The 17,143-nt window shown below is 65.9% G+C and carries 14 protein-coding genes; 8 read left to right on the top strand and 6 right to left on the bottom strand.

All coding sequences use genetic code 11. The features are described 5' to 3' along the window. Nucleotides 1-149: 149 nt before the first annotated feature. The 5 genes from EN857_RS12655 to EN857_RS12675 all read left to right on the top strand — a co-directional run bounded on the left by EN857_RS12655 (nucleotide 150) and on the right by EN857_RS12675 (nucleotide 5,145). Nucleotides 150-1,178 carry a Gfo/Idh/MocA family oxidoreductase gene (locus EN857_RS12655; protein WP_127394014.1) on the top strand — a complete coding sequence of 343 codons (1,029 nt, stop codon included), beginning with the start codon at nucleotides 150-152 and terminating at the stop codon, nucleotides 1,176-1,178. Continuing rightward, nucleotides 1,175-2,083 (top strand): sugar phosphate isomerase/epimerase, encoded by a 909-nt coding sequence (locus EN857_RS12660; RefSeq protein WP_127394015.1) that lies wholly within the window; start codon nucleotides 1,175-1,177, stop codon nucleotides 2,081-2,083. The genes EN857_RS12655 and EN857_RS12660 overlap by 4 nt, the downstream gene beginning before the upstream one ends. Nucleotides 2,084-2,202: 119 nt before the next feature. Then, nucleotides 2,203-3,216 (top strand): substrate-binding domain-containing protein, encoded by a 1,014-nt coding sequence (locus EN857_RS12665; protein ID WP_127286432.1) that lies wholly within the window; start codon nucleotides 2,203-2,205, stop codon nucleotides 3,214-3,216. Between the two features lie 88 nt (nucleotides 3,217-3,304). Then, the gene (locus EN857_RS12670) at nucleotides 3,305-4,102 is read left to right on the top strand and encodes an ATP-binding cassette domain-containing protein (RefSeq protein ID WP_127286431.1); all 798 of its coding nucleotides are present in this window, start codon (nucleotides 3,305-3,307) and stop codon (nucleotides 4,100-4,102) included. Continuing rightward, complete coding sequence (locus tag EN857_RS12675; protein ID WP_127286430.1) at nucleotides 4,099-5,145, top strand: ABC transporter permease; 1,047 nt, start codon at nucleotides 4,099-4,101, stop codon at nucleotides 5,143-5,145. Before EN857_RS12670 ends, EN857_RS12675 begins: the two co-directional genes overlap by 4 nt. A 9-nt stretch (nucleotides 5,146-5,154) precedes the next feature. Here EN857_RS12675 and EN857_RS12680 read toward each other — a convergent pair whose 3' ends face one another. The 3 genes from EN857_RS12680 to EN857_RS36155 form a co-directional block, all read right to left on the bottom strand. Next, nucleotides 5,155-7,848, bottom strand: coding sequence for a UvrD-helicase domain-containing protein (locus tag EN857_RS12680; RefSeq protein WP_135858700.1), 2,694 nt, complete (start codon nucleotides 7,846-7,848; stop codon nucleotides 5,155-5,157). A 120-nt stretch (nucleotides 7,849-7,968) separates the two neighbouring features. Continuing rightward, nucleotides 7,969-9,255: an FAD-dependent oxidoreductase gene (locus tag EN857_RS12685; RefSeq protein ID WP_245493381.1), complete on the bottom strand. Its 1,287-nt coding sequence runs from the start codon at nucleotides 9,253-9,255 to the stop codon at nucleotides 7,969-7,971. 236 nt (nucleotides 9,256-9,491) lie between these two features. Further along, nucleotides 9,492-11,132, bottom strand: a complete 1,641-nt coding sequence (locus tag EN857_RS36155) for a helix-turn-helix transcriptional regulator (RefSeq protein WP_127393396.1) — start codon at nucleotides 11,130-11,132, stop codon at nucleotides 9,492-9,494. Nucleotides 11,133-11,383: 251 nt separating this feature from the next. Here EN857_RS36155 and EN857_RS12695 point away from each other — a divergent pair, with 251 nt between their 5' ends. Beyond that, nucleotides 11,384-13,696, top strand: coding sequence for a glucose/quinate/shikimate family membrane-bound PQQ-dependent dehydrogenase (locus EN857_RS12695; protein WP_128346394.1), 2,313 nt, complete (start codon nucleotides 11,384-11,386; stop codon nucleotides 13,694-13,696). 8 nt (nucleotides 13,697-13,704) lie between these two features. Here EN857_RS12695 and EN857_RS12700 read toward each other — a convergent pair whose 3' ends face one another. Together EN857_RS12700 and EN857_RS12705 are read right to left on the bottom strand one after the other, a co-directional pair. Continuing rightward, a complete protein-coding gene (locus tag EN857_RS12700; RefSeq protein ID WP_127394066.1) occupies nucleotides 13,705-14,142 on the bottom strand; it encodes a hypothetical protein in 438 nt (145 codons plus the stop codon). Between the two features lie 305 nt (nucleotides 14,143-14,447). Continuing rightward, nucleotides 14,448-14,678 carry a hypothetical protein gene (locus EN857_RS12705; protein ID WP_187331273.1) on the bottom strand — a complete coding sequence of 77 codons (231 nt, stop codon included), beginning with the start codon at nucleotides 14,676-14,678 and terminating at the stop codon, nucleotides 14,448-14,450. A gap of 51 nt (nucleotides 14,679-14,729) precedes the next feature. On the opposite strand from EN857_RS12705, the gene EN857_RS12710 reads away from it, so the two are divergent. Next, nucleotides 14,730-15,617, top strand: coding sequence for a dienelactone hydrolase family protein (locus EN857_RS12710; protein ID WP_128346393.1), 888 nt, complete (start codon nucleotides 14,730-14,732; stop codon nucleotides 15,615-15,617). A gap of 2 nt (nucleotides 15,618-15,619) precedes the next feature. Here the strand turns inward: EN857_RS12710 and EN857_RS12715 are convergent, their stop codons facing one another. Beyond that, nucleotides 15,620-16,564 (bottom strand): DMT family transporter, encoded by a 945-nt coding sequence (locus EN857_RS12715; RefSeq protein WP_128346392.1) that lies wholly within the window; start codon nucleotides 16,562-16,564, stop codon nucleotides 15,620-15,622. A 90-nt stretch (nucleotides 16,565-16,654) separates the two neighbouring features. On the opposite strand from EN857_RS12715, the gene EN857_RS12720 reads away from it, so the two are divergent. Continuing rightward, nucleotides 16,655-17,140, top strand: coding sequence for an Lrp/AsnC family transcriptional regulator (locus EN857_RS12720; RefSeq protein WP_127393619.1), 486 nt, complete (start codon nucleotides 16,655-16,657; stop codon nucleotides 17,138-17,140). Nucleotides 17,141-17,143: the final 3 nt, after the last annotated feature.

Raw genomic sequence — 17,143 nt, forward strand, 5'->3', positions numbered from 1 at the left:
AAGGCTTTGGGATGATTTTCGCAAACAGCCGATTGACATTCTACGCTATCGGGTGTGTTCTCGTAAACGTTTACGGAAAAACGTTTACGGTGACGCCGTGGATGCCGTGACGATCGGCCTGGAGGGGTCGAGCGGAGGAGGAGCGCTGGATGAAGGTCGTCCTGGCCGGCTGCGGAGCCATGAGCAAGCAGTGGCTCGATGCCGCGAGGCAGATCGACGGGCTGACGATTGCCGGCCTTGTCGATCTTGATGCCGAGCGGGCGCAGGCGAGGGCAAGCGAATACGGGCTTGCCGGGGCCGTCATCGGCACCAGCCTCGATGCCGTCCTCGACGAGACCAAGCCTGACGCAGTGTTCGACGTCGTCGTTCCCGCCGCCCGCCGTGACGTCGCGCTTTCGGCCTTTGCCCACAATTGCCATCTGCTGACCGAAAAGCCGCTCGCCGACAGTCCGGAAAATGCGCGCGCCATCATCGAGGCCGCGCGCCGGGCGGGGCGCGTCCATGCCGTCGTGCAGAACCGCCGCTATGTCGCCAATGTCCGGCGCATCCGCCGCTTTCTCGACTCGGGCGCCATCGGCAAGCCGACCAGCATCCATGCCGACTTCTTCGTCGCGCCGCATTTCGGCGGCTTTCGCGAGGAGATGTCCCATGTGCTGCTGCTCGACATGGCGATCCACACCTTCGATGCCGCCCGCTACATGGCCGCCGGCGAGCCGGCCAGCGTCTACTGCCAGGAGTGGGAGCCGGCCAGTTCCTGGTACCGGCAGGGATCGTCGGCGAGCGCCGTCTTCGATTTCGGCGGCGGCAAGGTCTTTACCTATGCGGGCAGCTGGTGCGCCGACGGCTTCCGGACCAGCTGGGAAGGGAGCTGGCGCATCGTCGCCGAGCGCGGCAGCCTGCTCTGGGACGGCTTTGATGGGCTGAAGGCGGAGGTGGTGGCTGCGGGCCGCGACGGCCTGTTCGACAAGACCCAGCCAATCGAGGTGCCGCCACTCGACGCATCCGACCGCGTCGATGGCCATCTCGGCATCATCAGGGATTTCATGCACGCGATCGAAACCGGCGCCGAGCCGGAAACGCGCGGCACCGACAACATCAACAGCCTGGCCATGGTCTTCGGCGCGATCGAAAGCGCCGAGACCGGACGCCGCGTGGCGATCGCCAGGGATGCGCAATGATGCCAAACCCGCTCCTCGACATCAGGATCGGCACCATGGTCAGGGCCAATCTCGACGACCCGGCCGCCTACATCAAACAGATCCTGCCGCTCGGCTTCGAGAGCATCCAGCCCTTCTTCTGGCAGACGCTGGGCGGCAAGGACCTGCCGCGGCTCGCCGGCCAGATCCGCGAGGCGATCGGCGATGCCGACGTCACCGTCTCGTCGATCGGCGTGTTCGGCAATCCGCTGGAGAGCGGCGAGGTCGATCGCGGCGTGCTCGCCGCCTGGGAGACGGTGATCGATCATGCGCATCTGTTCGGCGCTTCCACGGTCAGCGGCTTCACCGGCCGTATTCGCGGCAAGCCGCTGACCGACAGCCTGCCGCGCTTCCGCGAGGTCTGGGGGCCGCTGGCGAAGCGCGCCGCCGACAAGGGCGTGCGCATCGCCTTCGAGAATTGCGCGATGGATGGCAACTGGGCCAGCGGTGACTGGAACATCGCCCACAATCCGGATGCCTGGGAGCTGATGTTCAACGAATTGCCGGATGACAATCTCGGCCTCGAATGGGAGCCCTGCCATCAGCTCGTCTACCTGATCGACCCGATGCCGCAGATCCGCAAATGGGCGCCGCGCATCTTCCATGTCCACGGCAAGGACGCCACCGTGCGCTGGGACGTCATCCGCGAGCACGGCGTGTTCGGCCGGCTGCCCTTCGTGCAGATGCGCACGCCGGGCTTCGGCGACAGCGACTGGACGCGGGTGATCAGCGAATTGCGGCTGGCCGGCTACAAGGGCGCCATCGACATCGAGGGCTGGCACGACCCTGTCTATCGCGACGACCTGGAGATCACCGGGCAAGTGCGCGCGCTGGATTATCTCAAGCAATGCAGGGGAGGTGCCAGCTACCTGCCAAATCCGATGTGAGGCCAAAGTTGATGTGAGGATTGGCCGGCGGGAGGAGCCGGCCGGCCAGTTTTGCGGCGCACTGCCGAAGCGAATGTCGAAAACCCTCGCTTGGCGAGGAAACAAAGGGAGGAACGTGCATGAGCATCGCGTTTAGAACGACACTTCTGCGCACGACCGTCGTGGCCGCAGCCACGGCGCTTGCCGCCGCCATCTCCACCTTGCCGGCGCAGGCGCTGGATGCCCAATGGTGCAAGGACGTCCACATCCGCTTCTTCGTCGGCGGCGCGGAGGGCGACGCCTTCGGCACCATCGTCTACAATGGCGCCAAGCAGGCGGCCGCCGATCTCGGGCCTAAGGTCGACTACATCTTCTCGCAGTGGGATTCCGAGAAGATGGTGCAGCAGTTACGCGAGGCCGTCGCCGTGAAACCCAACGGCATCGCCATGATGGGCCATCCGGGCGACGCCGCGATCATGCCTCTGGCCGAGCAGGCGCACAAGGACGGCATCAAGATGATGTACCAGAACGTTCCGGTGCCGAAGGTGGTGGAAGCGTTCGGCGGCGGCTATGTCGGCGCCCAGCAGGAGCAGCAGGGCCGTGCACTCGGCGCCGAGGCCATCAAGCTCGGCAAGCTCAAGTCCGGCGACAAGGCGATCATGATCGGCCCGTTCGAGAACGAGGCCCGCGGCGCGCGAGAGCGCGGCACGGTGGCCGTACTCAAGGAGGCCGGCATCAGTGTCATCCAGCTGCCGTCACCGCCGAGCGGCGAATGGGCATCCGACCCCAATCTGGCGATTCCGGTGATCACCGCGGCCCTGCTCAACAACCCTGATATCAAGGCGGTCGGCTATCCCGGCGGCCAGATGCTGGGCAATGTCGCCACCTACATGCAGGCGGCGGGAAGAAAGCCCGGCGAGATCTTCAATTTCGGCTTCGACACCAGCCCGCAGATCGTCGAGGGCTTCAAGGGCGGCTGGGTGCAGCTGACGGCCGACCAGCAGCCCTTCCTGCAGGGCTACCTGCCGATCCTCAGCCTCTGCCAGCAGGTAGTGCTGGGTCTGGCGCCGATGAATGTCGATACCGGCGCCGGCTTCGTGACGCCGCAGAATTACGAGATCGTCGCCGAGCTGGCCAAGCAGGCGCTGCGCTGACCTCCCAAGCCGTCGGCCGGGATTTCGCCCGGCCGGCGGGGCCGCCGGCGAGGAGACCGGCAAGACAGACAATCCGAGCGAGGATCGCATGGGCGAACGCATCATCGAACTGCGCGACATCAAGAAGTCGTATGGCCAGGTCTATGCGCTTGGCGGCGTCAACCTCAGCGTCGACCGCGGCGAGGTGGTCGGCCTGATCGGCGACAATGGCGCCGGCAAGTCGACGCTGATCAAGATCCTGTCAGGCGTGGTCAAGCCGACCAGCGGCGAGATCCTGGTGCGCGGCAAGCCGGTCAGCGGATGGAGCGCGGCGCGCTCGCGCGATGCCGGCATCGAGACGGTGTTCCAGGACCGGGCGCTGGCGGTGCAGCAGACGATCGTGCGCAACATCTTCATGGGTCGCGAACTGACCAGCTGGATGGGCTGGCTGAAGGTCAACAAGGAGATCGAGGAGGCGAGCCGGCTGATGCGGGAGATCGGCTTCACCTCGAAAGTGTTCACGCCGCACTCGATCGTCGGCCAGCTTTCGGGCGGCGAACGCCAGGGCGTGGCGATCGCGCGCGCCATCTACAAGCAGGCGGAGCTGATCATCCTCGACGAGCCGACGACGGCGCTGTCGCTGACCGAGACCGCCAAGGTCTTCCACTTCGTGCGCCAGGTGCGGGCGAGCGGCCGGTCGATCCTGTTCATCGGCCACAACATCCACCACGTCTTCGACATTGCCGACCGCTTCGTGGTGCTCGACCGCGGCAAGGTGGCGCTGACCGCCGACCGCAGCCAGATCAAGTCGGCGGAAGATCTCATCAACTTCATGGAAGACGTGGCGCATCCGGGCGGCCTGCCCGGACTGCACGAGGCGGGCGAAGCGGAGCAGGGAGCGCGATGAGCAAGGCCATGGAACCCGATCTGCAATCTCCCCTGGGAAGAACAAGCGGCCAGGCAGGCAAGGAATGGAGCCATCCATCCGACCACTGGCTGCGCGGCTTCGTCATCGACAACCGCGCCGCGCTCGGCACGCTCGGCGTGTTCATCTTCATGATGGCGGTGTTCATCATCGCCAATCCGACGGTGTTCACCACCTGGTATCTCTACAGCTCGGTACTGACGACGCTTCCCGTTGCGCTGTTCGTGGTGGTGCCGCTGGTCTTCGTCGTCACCTGCGACGAGATCGACCTGTCGTTCCCGGCAACGATGGGTTTTGCCTCATGGGTCTTCGCACTGGTCGTGCAGGCCGGCTATGATCCGTTCCTCGGCATCGCCGCCGCGCTGGTCACCGGCACGCTGCTCGGCTTCCTGGTCGGATCGCTGGTCGTCTATGGCGGACTGTCGTCGCTGATCGCCACGCTCGGCATGAATTTCCTGTTGCGCGGCCTGATCCAGATCATCAACGAGGGCAGGTCGATGGCGCTGACCGGCCTTGCCGACAGCTCAGCCTACAAGATCTTCTCGAGCCAGCTCTGGGGCATCCCGGTGCAGGTCTTCTGGGCCATCGCCTTCGTCGTTTTCTCGGCGCTGCTCTACAACCGCCACCGCTTCGGCGCGCAGGTGAGGGCAGTCGGCGACAATCCGGACAGCGCCAAGCAGATGGGCATCGACGTCAAGCGCGTCAAAGTCAAGGTGTTCGTCTTCACCGGCATCGGGGCGGCGATCGCCGGCACCTTCTCGGTGATGATCAACTTCACCTGGTGGCCGACGGCCGGCGACGGCTATCTGCTGCCGGTGCTGGCCTCGGTGTTCGTCGGCGGCACGCCGACCTGGGGCGGCATCGGCACGGTGGTCGGCGGCGCGATCGGCGCGGTGACCGTGTCGTTCATCCAGACCGGCGTGGTGGCGGCGGGGCTGAGCGGCTTCTACGTGCAGTTCTTCAACGGGCTGATCATCATCTTGTCGCTGCTCGGCCATAAGTGGAACCAGGCGAGGTATCGGTGAGGGAATTGCTCACACGCCGGTGACAAAGCCGTCCAGCACGCGTTTCTGGCCGGCCTTGTCGAAGTCGATGGTGAGCTTGTTGCCTTCGATTGCCGCAATGTTGCCGTTGCCGAATTTCTGGTGGAAGACGCGGTCGCCGACGCTGAAGGCCGACGGCTTGTCGGCGACGGACTTGGCGACCAGTTCGCCGTCGATGGTGCGACCTTTGACGCTGGTGCGGCCGGCGCCGTAGCCGCTGTCGGTCTCGCCATAGCCGATGCGCTCGACCTGGTGGCCGGAGCGCGTGCCCCAGTTGCGATCGGTGGCCTCGGTGCGGTTGGCCTGCGCGCGCTGCCAGCCCGGCGTCGAATAGGTGTTGGAGAAGGATTTTTCCTCGCCGATATTGTCGAAGCGCGAGGCGCCGTAGGGGTTCTGCCGGCTGCCGCGTCCGGAGGCGAACGAGCCGCCGCCGTAGCTGTTGCCGTAGCCGCCATATGAGTTGCCGCTCTCGGCGACCTCGACATGGGTTTCCGGCAATTCGTCGAGGAAGCGCGACGGGATGGTCGATTGCCACAGGCCGTGGATGAGGCGATTGGAGACGAACCAGATGTGCAGGTTCTTCTTGGCGCGTGTTAGGCCGACATAGGCGAGGCGGCGCTCCTCCTCGAGGCCGGAACGGCCGCCTTCGTCGAGCGCGCGCTGGTGCGGGAACAGGCCTTCTTCCCAGCCGGGGAGGAAGACGGTCTCGAACTCGAGACCCTTGGCCGAATGCAGCGTCATGATCGAGACCGCATCGAGCGACTCGCTCTGCTCGGCCTCCATGACCAGCGCGACATGCTCGAGGAAGGCGCGCAGCGATTCGTACTCCTCCATGGAGCGGATCAGCTCCTTGAGGTTTTCCAGCCGCCCGGGCGATTCGGCCGAGCGGTCGTTCTTCCACATGTCGGTGTAGCCGCTCTCCTCCAGGATGGTCTCGGCGAGCTCGGTGTGCGGCGTGGTCTCCAGCGCCTTTTGCCAGCGCTCGAAATTGGCCGCGACCTCGCGCAGGGCGGCGCGCGGCTTCGGCTTCAGCTCGTCGCTTTCGGCGAGGTTGCCGGCGGCTTCCAGCATCGGGATGCGGAGCGCCCGCGCCGTGTCGTGGATCTGGCGGATGGTGGCTTCGCCGAGCCCACGCTTCGGCACGTTGACAATGCGCTCGAAGGCGAGGTCGTCGCCGCCGTTGGCGACGACGCGGAAGAAGGCAAGCGCGTCGCGGATTTCCATGCGCTCGTAGAAACGCGGGCCGCCGATGACGCGGTAGCTCAGGCCGAGCGTGATGAAGCGTTCTTCGAAAGCGCGCATCTGGAAGGATGCGCGCACAAGGATCGCCATGTCGTTCAGATTGTGCCGATTCCCTTGTTTATCGGGGCGCTGATAGGCCTCGATGGTCTCGCCGACGGCGCGCGCCTCTTCCTCCGAATCCCAGGCGGCGTGGACATGCACCTTGTCGTCCTCGGGGTCGTTTCGGTCGGTGAACAGCGTCTTGCCGAAGCGGCCTTCGTTGAAGGCGATGAGATGCGAGGCGGCGCCGAGGATATGCGCGGTCGAGCGATAGTTGCGTTCGAGCCTTATGATGGTGGCGCCGGGGAAATCCTTGTCGAAGCGCAGGATGTTGTCGACCTCGGCACCGCGCCAGCCATAGATCGATTGGTCGTCGTCGCCGACACAGCAGATGTTGACGGTGGCCGGGCGGGAATTCCCCTTGAGGGGAGAGTGGCCGGGCGAAGCCCGGTCGGGTGGGGTCCTCGCGGCAGTGCTCGACGCCCCTGTGCTCGATGACCGGGCGGTGCCTTCTGCGGCGACCCCCTCCGCCCGCTTCGCGGGCACCTCCCCCTCAAGGGGGGAGGATTGCGGCCGCTGCGCCAGCAGGCGCAGCCACATATACTGCGCGGTGTTGGTGTCCTGGTACTCGTCGACGAGGATGTATTTGAAGCGCCTGTGGTAGTCCTTCAGCACATCCGGATAGGCGCGGAAGATACGGATCGGATGGCAGAGCAGGTCGCCGAAATCGCAGGCGTTCAGGGTCTGCAGCCGCTCCTGATAGGCCTTGTAGAGCTCGCGCCCCTTGCCGTTGGCGAAGCTGCGGGCGTCGCCCTCCGGGATGTCGGCGGGGCCGAGCCCCTTGTTCTTCCAACCGTCGATCATCTGGGCGAACTGCTTGGCCGGCCAGCGCTTGTCGTCCAGCCCCTCGGCCTGGATGAGCTGCTTGATCAGACGCACGACATCGTCGGTGTCGAGGATGGTGAAATCGGATTTCAGCCCGGCGAGCTCGGCGTGGCGGCGCAGCAGCTTGACGCCGATCGAGTGGAAGGTGCCGAGCCACGGCATGCCCTCGATCTTTTCGCCGACGAGTAGGCCAATACGGGTCTTCATCTCGCGTGCGGCCTTGTTTGTGAAGGTGACCGCGAGAATCTCCCATGGATTCGCTTTATGGGTTGAAAGGATGTGGGCGATGCGGGTGGTGAGCACGCGCGTCTTGCCGGTGCCGGCGCCGGCCAGCACCAGTACCGGGCCTTCGGTCGTCTCGACCGCCAGCCGCTGCTCGGGGTTCAGGCCCTTCAGATAGTCGGGCGCGCTGTTCTGGCCGCTGCGGGCGGCCATGGCGCGCGCGGCTATGCCGGACGGGGCCGCGGGCCGCGCATTCGGTTCGTCAAAAAAGGGCATGTCTTCCGAAAAGCCGGACATTGCCCCCGAATGTAGTGATTCGGCAGCGAAAGGCCAGAAGTGTCTATGTTTTGTTCTGGTTTGGCGACACGATTGCCGGGCGTGGTGGCTTTTCCAGCGCCGGCAAGCGCCTCGAAGCCCTTATCCGGCGGCTGCCCGCATGCGCTCGCCGATCTTGTCGGCGACGTAGCCGGCATCGCGTGCCGCGCCGTGGATCATGGTGGAGGAGGTCGAGTGCTGGAAATGCAGGCCGCAGACATACAGTCCCGGTTCGCCTTCGACGGCGCCGCGATACTGCTTCACCCGGCCGGTGTCGTCGAAGATCGGCAGCTTGATCCAATCGAGCCCGGCCCGGAACCCGGTGCACCAGATGATGTTGGCAACGTCGAGAAGCTGGCCGTCGTCGAGCAGCGGCTTGCCGTCGCGGGCACTGGCGACGCGGGCGACCCGGCGGACGCCGGCGGCGTCCAGATCCTGCGGCTTGACCCGGATCAGCGGCAGGCCATGCGACAACTGCTCCGGCTTGGCCTTGCGGCCCATCGGCGTATCGACGGTGAGCAAACGGTGGAAAACGATGCGCAAGACCACCGGCAGGACCAAACGCATCGCGAAGTAGCCATTGTAGGCGACCGGGATGTGGCCTGGATGGCGGCCCGACAGCCACACTTGATGCGTTCGCGCGACATCCATGGCGATTTCCGCACCGGAATTGCTGGCGCCGACAAGAAGCACGCCACCTGCCTTGAGCTGTTCCGGGTTCTTGTAGGCAACCGAATGCAATTGCCGGATCGACGGATCGAACGACGCCGCGAAATCCGGGATCTTCGGCTTCTGATAGCTCGAGGCGGCGGCGACGACGTGCTTGGCGATGTAGCGGGTCTGGCCTGATGTGACGATGTAGCGCTCGCCGGAACGGGTCACCTCGTCGACCTTGACGCCAGTGCGCACCGGCAAGGCAAACCTCCGCGCATAGGCCTCGAGATAGTCGGCCATTTCGTCCTTGGTCGGGAATGAATAGCGCGCGGCGGGGAAGGGCATGCCGACCAGACCGTCGAAGCGTGCCGGGGTAAACAGGCGCAGCGAATCCCAGCGCGAGCGCCAGATGTCGCCGACGCGTTCGCGGCCCTCCAGGATGACGAACTTCACTCCCTTGCGGGCGAGGTGATAGCCGACGGAAAGACCGTTCTGGCCGGCGCCGATGACCACGACGTCGACATGTTCTTCCCTGAGCGCAGGCCGCGTTTCGTCGCCTGATGATGGATCGCTGCCGATTGCCTGCAGAGCATCGGCCTCCAGGTGCATGAAGGCCGCTCCCGGTTCCAGCAACGCGCCGGCGCGTGCCCTGGTTTCGGCGATGCGAATGTTGTGACGACCGCGCAGGGTCATTGCCTGCATCGCGGCCGGTCCGGATGTCGAAGTCGGGTTCATGATCGCTCCATTTGGTTCGTCACTGGCGGACCAAAAATAAGGGAACGGCGCCGCGGCGCTTCGGGGAGACACCTCACGAGTCAGAAAAATGCGATGGGGATTTTTCCCCATGCCGCTAGAGCGTTTCATCGTTTCACGGAAACGCCGAACCGCTCAATCTCTTTGCTTTGACGTAATTCCGAACGGAAACCGTTTCACACTTTTCTGGAATTGCTCGAGGTCAGAAGGTCGTTGCGTCAGAGCAGGCCGTTCTGAAAGCCGTAGGCTGTGGCAGCCGCGCGCGAGTTGACCGCCAGCTTGTCGAATATGTTGCTGAGATGCCGGTCGACGGTCTTTTCGCTGAGACCAAGGTCGGTTGCTATCGTCCTGTTGGTCTTGCCGGTGGCGACAAGGCCAAGAACTTCGATCTCGCGCCGGGTCAGCCCATGCGAAGGCAAGCTCGTCGGCCGGGTCAGTGCGGCGACCCGGGCGAGGTCGGGCGCGGCGCCGAGGCCGGCAAAAACCGTACGGGCGGCATCGAATTCGAGCTCGGTGCCGTCTTCGTCGCCAAGCATGCGGCAGGCCTGCCCGGCAAGCACGCGCAGCCGCGCCTCGAGATAGGGAGCGCCGGCACGCTGCCAGGTCGTCAGCGCGGCGCGGAAATGGCCGAGCGCGGTCGCGGCGCTGCCTTCGTGCAAGTCGATCTCGCCTCTCGCCTGCGAGGCCATCGCCGCCAGGATGTCGGTCGCGAAACGGCTGGCGATCGCTTCCAGCTCCTGGCAGGCGTCGCGTGCCTCCTCGATTGCGCCGGCGGCGATCATGATCTCGACCAGAGCCGGCAGCAGGCGGGCGCGGCCGAGTGGAGCCTTGGTCGTGGCGAGCACGCGGCGAAGGGTTGCCGCAGCCTGTTCGGCCCGGCCCTGCGCCAGCCGCAGCAGCGCCATGCCGGGCTGCGGTTCGAGCCCGAGCCGGCTGGCAGTGCGGTAGAGGTCCTCGGCGGCGGCGAACTCGCCGCGCAAGCGATGGATTTCGGCCTCCTGGTAGGCCGCGCCCGCCGCCGCCTCGCTGGCCGTGGTATGGGCCAACGACGTCGTCGCGCGGCGTGCCTCGGCGATCGCATCCTGCCAGGCGCCGTTCAATTCCATGATCTCGGCGCGGTGCAAAAGGCAGACGCCGTTGAACTGGACAAGCTGCGGCTGAGTTCCGCACCAGTTCGACAGCGCCTCGGTCCATTCGCGCGAGCGGTCGAGCGCATAGACCTGCCGGCATGCGGCGATGAGGTTGCAGTAGATCAGGCCGGTGACGATGGGCGAGAGCTTTCCGTCGACGGCCGGCAGCATGGCCTCGTCGAGCGAGGCGATGCCTTCGTCGATCCGGCCCTGCCGTACCAGCGCACGGCCGAGATAGCATCTGGCGAAGGCGACGAGGTCGATATCGCAACAGCGCTCGCCGATCGCCAGGGCCTGGCTCGCCAGCGGCGCGGCGGCCGGATCGTTACCCGTCATGAGTTCCTTCTGGGCCGCCAGCAAGATCAGATAGCCATGCGCCGCGCATTCGCGACCGAAGCCGTCGGCCAGGCGCTGGGCCTGCTGGATGCAGGCCGTCGCGTGGCCTTCCTCGCCGAGGGCGAGAAGGCGGAAGCCGCGAAAGAACGCCCAATACGCCGCCCGGTCGTAACGGCCCGCTTCGACATAGGCCTCGAACAGGCGGTCACCGGCGACCTGGCTGTCCTGATCGCGGTCGAGCATGGCGGCCGACCAGAGCTGCCGTTCGAGATCGTCCGGGCCCAGCGGCGCGATCGCGTCCGTAGCCTGCAGAAGCGCGAACGCATCCGCCCATGCCCGCTGCGCGTAAGCGTGGCGGGCCTTTTCAAGCAACGAGGCGGCGTCGGCCTTCATCGGCAAAGCATAGCATCGCCCGATTGCCGGCAGAAGAATGGCGACCGCCAGGCTTCGTCATTTCGACGTGAACGGACAGGACCGAGCAATGCCCGCGACATCGTTGGATATTGTCCTGCTAATTTGACACCTCGCGCGAGCGGGCAGAAAACTACGGCGGCGAGGTGAAACAGACTCGAAAGCGCGTTACGGTTGCATTTGGCGACGGCGGTTTCCGGACGCTCGCCTGCTGCGCCTGAAGGAGTGTCGTCATGGCAACCATCCTCACCGCCGTAATCCTTGCTCTCATCGGTCTGGTTCTTGGCGGCGGCGGCATCCGGTTGGCGATGCTCGGCGGCAGCTGGTACTACGTCATTGTCGGCCTTGCTTTCCTAATCACCGCCTGGCTGCTGTTCCGGCGCAGGTCGACAGGACTTTGGCTCTATGCGGCGATCGTGATCGGCACGCTGTGCTGGGCGGTCTGGGAAGCCGGCTTCGACTGGTGGGATCTGGGTCCGCGCGGCGGCGTCATCGTGCTTTTGGCGCTGTGGCTGCTGACGCCTTGGGCGAGGCGAGGGCTCACCGGTCCCGATGGACGCGCGCCGCTGATCCTGGCGGTGCTGGCCTCGCTGGCCGTGGCCGGCTATTCGATGACCGCCGACCCAAAGGACATTGCCGGCGAGCTCAGCGCCGACAAGGTGACGCCGACGGCCGATCTCGGCGGCAACGTGCCGGAAGGCGAATGGCACTTCTACGGGCGCACGCCCTTCGGCCAGCGCTATTCGCCGCTCAACCAGATCACCGTGGACAACGTGGCTTCGCTGCAGCCGGCCTGGACCTATCGTACTGGCGACGTGAAGGGTCCGGACGACATCGGCGAGACGACCTATCAGGTGACGCCGCTGAAGATTGGCGATGCGCTCTACATCTGCACGCCGCACAATTTCGCCATCGCCATCGATGCCACGACCGGCAAGGAGAAATGGCGCTTCGACCCGAAGATCAAGCTCGATCCGAACCGGCAGCACCAGACCTGCCGCGGCGTGTCCTATTATGCCGACGGCAAGGTCGCCGCCGGCCAGCCATGCCCCGCGCGCGTCTATCTGCCGACCTCCGACGCGCGGCTGATCGCGCTCGACGCCGCGAACGGGCAGGTGTGTGCATCCTTCGCCGAGGGCGGCACGCTGAACCTGCTCGCCAACATGCCGTATCCGAAATCGGGCTACTACTATTCGACCTCGGCGCCGCTCATCGTCGGCGGCAAGATCATCGTCGGCGGCGCGGTCAACGACAATTATTCCACGCAGGAACCGTCGGGCGTCATCCGCGCCTTCGACGTCGACAGCGGCGCGCTGCTGTGGAACTGGGATTCCGGCAATCCGGACCAGACGACGCCGCTGCCGGCCGGCCAGACCTACACCAACAACTCGCCCAACATGTGGTCGACGCCGAGCGCCGACGAGAAGCTCGGCCTGCTCTACGTGCCGCTCGGCAACCAGACGCCGGACCAGCTCGGCGCCGGGCGCAGCGCCAATGTCGAGAAATTCTCGTCCTCGATCACCGCGCTCGACCTCAACAGCGGGCAGGTGCGCTGGGTGCGGCAGACCGTGCATCATGACCTTTGGGACATGGACGTGCCGGCGCAGCCATCGCTGGTCGACATCACCACGTCGAGCGGCGTCGTGCCGGGGCTGGTCGGGCCGACCAAGCAGGGCGATCTTTACGTGCTCGACCGGCGCAGCGGCGAGCCGATCATTCCCGTCAAGGAGGTGCCGGCCCCGGGCGGCGCGATCGAGGGCGACCACACCTCGCCGACGCAGCCGGAATCGGACCTCTCCTTCAATCCGAAGCCGCTGACCGGCGCCGACATGTGGGGCATCACCATGTTCGACCAGCTGGCCTGCCGGATCGAGCTCAAGGGCCTGCGCTATGAGGGCCGCTACACGCCGCCATCCGAGCAGGGCTCGCTGGTCTATCCCGGCAATTTCGGCGTCTTCAACTGGGGCGGCGTGGCGGTCGATCCCGTCCGGCAGGTGATGTTCGGCATGCCGACCTATCTGGCGTTCAAGTCGCAGCTCATCCCGCGCGACCAGGTGCCGCCGCCGGACGAAGGACGCGGCAGCGAGCAGGGGCTTAACCGCAACGAGGGCGCGCCTTACGCGGTGGTAATGGGGCCGTTCCTGTCGCCGCTCGGCATCCCTTGCCAGGCGCCGCCCTGGGGCTATGTCGCCGGCGCCGATCTCAGGACCGGCAAGATCGCCTACAAGCACCGCAACGGCACCGTGCGCGACATGACACCGTTGCCGCTGCCGTTCAAGGTCGGCGTGCCGGGCATTGGCGGGCCGATGATCACCGCCGGTGGCGTCGCGTTCCTGGGGGCGGCTGTCGACGATTATCTGCGCGCCTATGATCTGACGACCGGCAGGCAGCTTTGGAAGGCCAGGCTGCCGGCCGGCGGCCAGTCGACGCCGATGACCTATACGGTCGCCGACGGCCGCCAGTTCGTGGTCATCGTCGCCGGCGGCCACGGCTCGGTCGGCACCAAGCCGGGTGATTATGTGATGGCTTACGCTTTGCCGAAGTGAAGGCCTGTTCAGAGCCCGAGGTGGCCTTTGAGGCCCGGCACCGAGCCAAGCACCTGATTGGTGAGATCCGGGCCGGCGGCGGCTTCCGCTTGCTGGACCAGCGTGGCGCCGGCCTTTTGAATCTGCGCCATGTCGAGGCCGGAGGCCCTGAGCGCGGCGATGCCGTTGATCAGCGCGCCGGTCTTCTCGCCGAGCACGCCGCCAAGCGCCCCCTGCAGCGACGACAGCAGGCCGCCGCCCGAGCCGCTGGAAGCACCTGCGGCCATGACATCATATTTCCGGGCCAGCGCATCCGCGCCGGGGATCCTGGCAAAGAAGCTCGAGGCGCTGGTGCCGTCCGCCTCGTGCTCGAGCACCGAGAAGATGGTGCCGACGACCTTTTCCGTCACCGCCTGGTCGAGGCCGGCCTTGGCGGAGACGGTGTTCACGATGTCCTGAACGTCCATGGTCTTCCCCTCGGTGTTGGCGCTTAGTTGCCGGATTTCGCGCGGCCGGGCCGGCGTTGCTCGCTTCTGACTTTGACCGCCTCCCGGCTGAGGGCCGCGGATCGCAGCGCCAGGAGGGCCGCGCTGGCCAGCATGAGCGCGCTTGCGACGATCGGAGGGGACAAGGTCATGAGCGTTGTTCCTTCTCTTCAGGCATCGCCGTGGCAGGCGAAGCCGATCTCAGCTTCCCCTTATATTGTGGCAACGCCATCAAGATTTGCCGAAATGACCAAAATGTGATGGGGCCCTGGACGGGCCGCCCCGCCTCAGGGCTTTGGTGCCGAGACCAGCAGGTAGGCCTTGGAGACAGCGCCGAAATAACCGGCGATCAATCGGCAGACGAGGGCGGTGCCGAGGCTGGACTTCAGGCTCATGGCGCCCTTGCGCCGTTCCGAGGCCGGCCATGCGATGAGGCTGCGGCGGAAGCCGCCGAGGCAGTCGTCAGTCCTGTCTTCCACCTCGACGTCCTCAAAGCCGACGGCTTCGAAATGGACCAAGCGCCTTCCAACCCTATCTTGCCCGGTGGGGGGACAGTCGAGGAATGAGCCATGACCACAGCCGCCGCCGAGCCCGTCATCACCCAGGCGATGATCGATGCCTATGATGAATACACGCATCTGACGCTCGACCGGCGCCGTTTCATGGAACAGCTGACGAGGCTTGCCGGATCTGGCGCGGCAGCCGCCGCCATCGTGCCGTTGCTGGCGGCGAATCCCGCCCGGGCGGCGATCGTCGCCGAGGACGATCCGCGCGTGAAGGGTGAGGACATCACCTATCCCGGCAGCGGAGGCGAGATGAAGGGCTATCTGGTCGAACCGGCCGACCGGTCCGGCAAGCTCGGCGCCGTCATCGTCATCCACGAGAACAGGGGGCTCAACCCGCACATTAGGGATGTTGCGCGGCGGGTGGCGCTGGAAGGGTTCGTCGCGCTGGCGCCGGACTTCATGTCGCCGCTCGGCGGCACGCCTGAGAATGAGGACAAGGTGCGCGAACTGTTCGCGACGCTCGATCCCGCGCAGGTCGCCGCCAACGCCGTGGCGACGGTCACGTTCCTCAAGGGCTACAAGGACGGCAACGGCAAGGTCGGCGCCGTCGGTTTCTGCTGGGGCGGCGGCGCAGTCAACACGCTTGCCGTCAATTCGCCGGATCTGAGCGCAGGGGTCGCCTATTACGGCATGCAGCCGAAGCCCGACGACGTGCCGAAGATCAAGGCCGCGCTGCTGCTCCACTATGCCGGCCTGGATGCGCGCACCAATGCCGGCATCGATGCCTTCAAGAAGGCGCTCGACGCGGCGCATGTCGAGTACGCGGTCTATGTCTATGAGGGCGCCAACCATGCTTTCAACAACGACACCTCGGCGGCTCGCTACGACAAGAGGGCGGCCGACCTCGCCTGGGGCCGGACGGTCGCTTTCCTGAAGGAGAAGCTTGCCTAGCCTTATGGCGCTCGTTCTGGGGCCGGCTTGTGCAAGGCGACGCCGGCCACCACCAGCGCGATGCCCAGGCAATCGCCGAGGCTCGGAACCTGCCTCAGCACGATGATGCCGATCAGTGTCGCGCTGAGCGGCAGCAGCGACAGCATCAGCGCGAAGCTGGCGCGCGGCAGCCGCGCCATGGCGAGTTGATCGCAGATATAGGGGATGACCGAGGAGCAGATGCCGACGCCGATGGCGGTGATGAGCAGCGACGGCGCGGAAAAGGCCGGCAGCGCCTCGGTGAGGCCGATGGGCAGCACGACGAGGAAGGCGATCGTCATTGCCGCGCCCAAGCCGGCAATGCCGGCGCCCGCGCCGGACGCCGCGACGCGGTGGCCGAGCACGATGTAGCCGACGAACAGAGCGCCGTTAAGGAAGGCCCAGAACAGGCCGACCGGGTCGCTCGACCATTTGACGTCGATCAACAGCAAGGTGCCGGTGACGGCAATGGCGAGCGCCGCGAGGTTGCGCGGACTGCGCAGGCCGACGAGCGCGACGGCGATGGTGCCGACAAACTCGATCGCCGCGACCAGCGAGATCGGCAGGCGGTCGAGCGCGAGATAGAAGGAACAGTTCATCACCGCCAGGCAGGCGCCGAAGGCGACGAGCAACAGCCGTGTCGGCCGGTCGGCGCGGGCGAAGACTCTCCATGGCCGGGTCAGCGGCGCGAAGACGAGGGCGGCGGTGGCGATGCGCAGCCAGGCCATGCCGAGCACGCCGACCTTAGCGAAAAGCAGCACCGCGAAGGCCGGCCCAAGATAGTGGAACACGGCGCTGACGCCGAACCACAGATGTGGCGGCAGCTCCGTCGCCAAGGTGGAAAGGGCAGGGCCGGCAAGGCTTTGGCTGGCGCTGTCTGGCTTGTCGAGGGCGGGGCTTGCCGCCGAGGCTTGCGCTTGATTTCTCATGCGATCACTATCGCAGGCGGATCGCGCGGTTTATATGGATGTCCGTTGGCTCTTCAAGCCAAGTTATTCTTGAAAGCAAGGCAGACTACCTTGAAACGCCTTCGAAACGAAAACGTGGACCTCGATGCCGCCGACCTGAAGCTCCTGCGCCTGCTGGAAAAGGACGCGCGCACCAGCACGGCCGAACTGGCGCGCGCCGTCGGCCTGTCGGCGCCGAGCGTAGCGGAGCGGATCAGAAAGCTGCAGGAGAACGGCGTGATCGAGGCCTGCACGGTCAGGATCAATCCGGCCGCGCTCGGCATGAAACTGTCGGCATGGCTGCGCATCCGGCCGGTGCCGGGTCAGCTTGCCGTCGTCGCCGACATCATCCGCGACCTGCCGGAAATCGTGCAGTGCGACCGGGTGACCGGTGAGGACTGCTTCATCGCGCTGGCGCATGTCGGCTCGGTGGCAGAGCTCGAACGGGTGATCGACAGGATCATCCCTTACGCGATGACCAACACGGCGATCATCCAATCGTCGCCGGTGGCGCCCCGCTCGCCGCTGGAGCGGTTCGGCGCCTCTCAGAATCGCTGACTC

This window comes from Mesorhizobium sp. M4B.F.Ca.ET.214.01.1.1 (genome assembly GCF_004791545.1).
Lineage (GTDB): Bacteria > Pseudomonadota > Alphaproteobacteria > Rhizobiales > Rhizobiaceae > Mesorhizobium > Mesorhizobium abyssinicae.

Excerpts from the sequence above, each read along its gene's own strand:
- EN857_RS12655 (WP_127394014.1), top strand. The coding sequence starts at position 150 with ATGAAGGTCGTCCTGGCCGGCTGCGGAGCCATGAGCAAGCAGTGGCTC.
- EN857_RS12660 (WP_127394015.1), top strand. The coding sequence starts at position 1,175 with ATGATGCCAAACCCGCTCCTCGACATCAGGATCGGCACCATGGTCAGG.
- EN857_RS12665 (WP_127286432.1), top strand. The coding sequence starts at position 2,203 with ATGAGCATCGCGTTTAGAACGACACTTCTGCGCACGACCGTCGTGGCC.
- EN857_RS12670 (WP_127286431.1), top strand. The coding sequence starts at position 3,305 with ATGGGCGAACGCATCATCGAACTGCGCGACATCAAGAAGTCGTATGGC.
- EN857_RS12675 (WP_127286430.1), top strand. The coding sequence starts at position 4,099 with ATGAGCAAGGCCATGGAACCCGATCTGCAATCTCCCCTGGGAAGAACA.
- EN857_RS12680 (WP_135858700.1), bottom strand. The coding sequence starts at position 7,848 with ATGTCCGGCTTTTCGGAAGACATGCCCTTTTTTGACGAACCGAATGCG.
- EN857_RS12685 (WP_245493381.1), bottom strand. The coding sequence starts at position 9,255 with ATGAACCCGACTTCGACATCCGGACCGGCCGCGATGCAGGCAATGACC.
- EN857_RS36155 (WP_127393396.1), bottom strand. The coding sequence starts at position 11,132 with ATGAAGGCCGACGCCGCCTCGTTGCTTGAAAAGGCCCGCCACGCTTAC.
- EN857_RS12695 (WP_128346394.1), top strand. The coding sequence starts at position 11,384 with ATGGCAACCATCCTCACCGCCGTAATCCTTGCTCTCATCGGTCTGGTT.
- EN857_RS12700 (WP_127394066.1), bottom strand. The coding sequence starts at position 14,142 with ATGGACGTTCAGGACATCGTGAACACCGTCTCCGCCAAGGCCGGCCTC.
- EN857_RS12710 (WP_128346393.1), top strand. The coding sequence starts at position 14,730 with ATGACCACAGCCGCCGCCGAGCCCGTCATCACCCAGGCGATGATCGAT.
- EN857_RS12715 (WP_128346392.1), bottom strand. The coding sequence starts at position 16,564 with ATGAGAAATCAAGCGCAAGCCTCGGCGGCAAGCCCCGCCCTCGACAAG.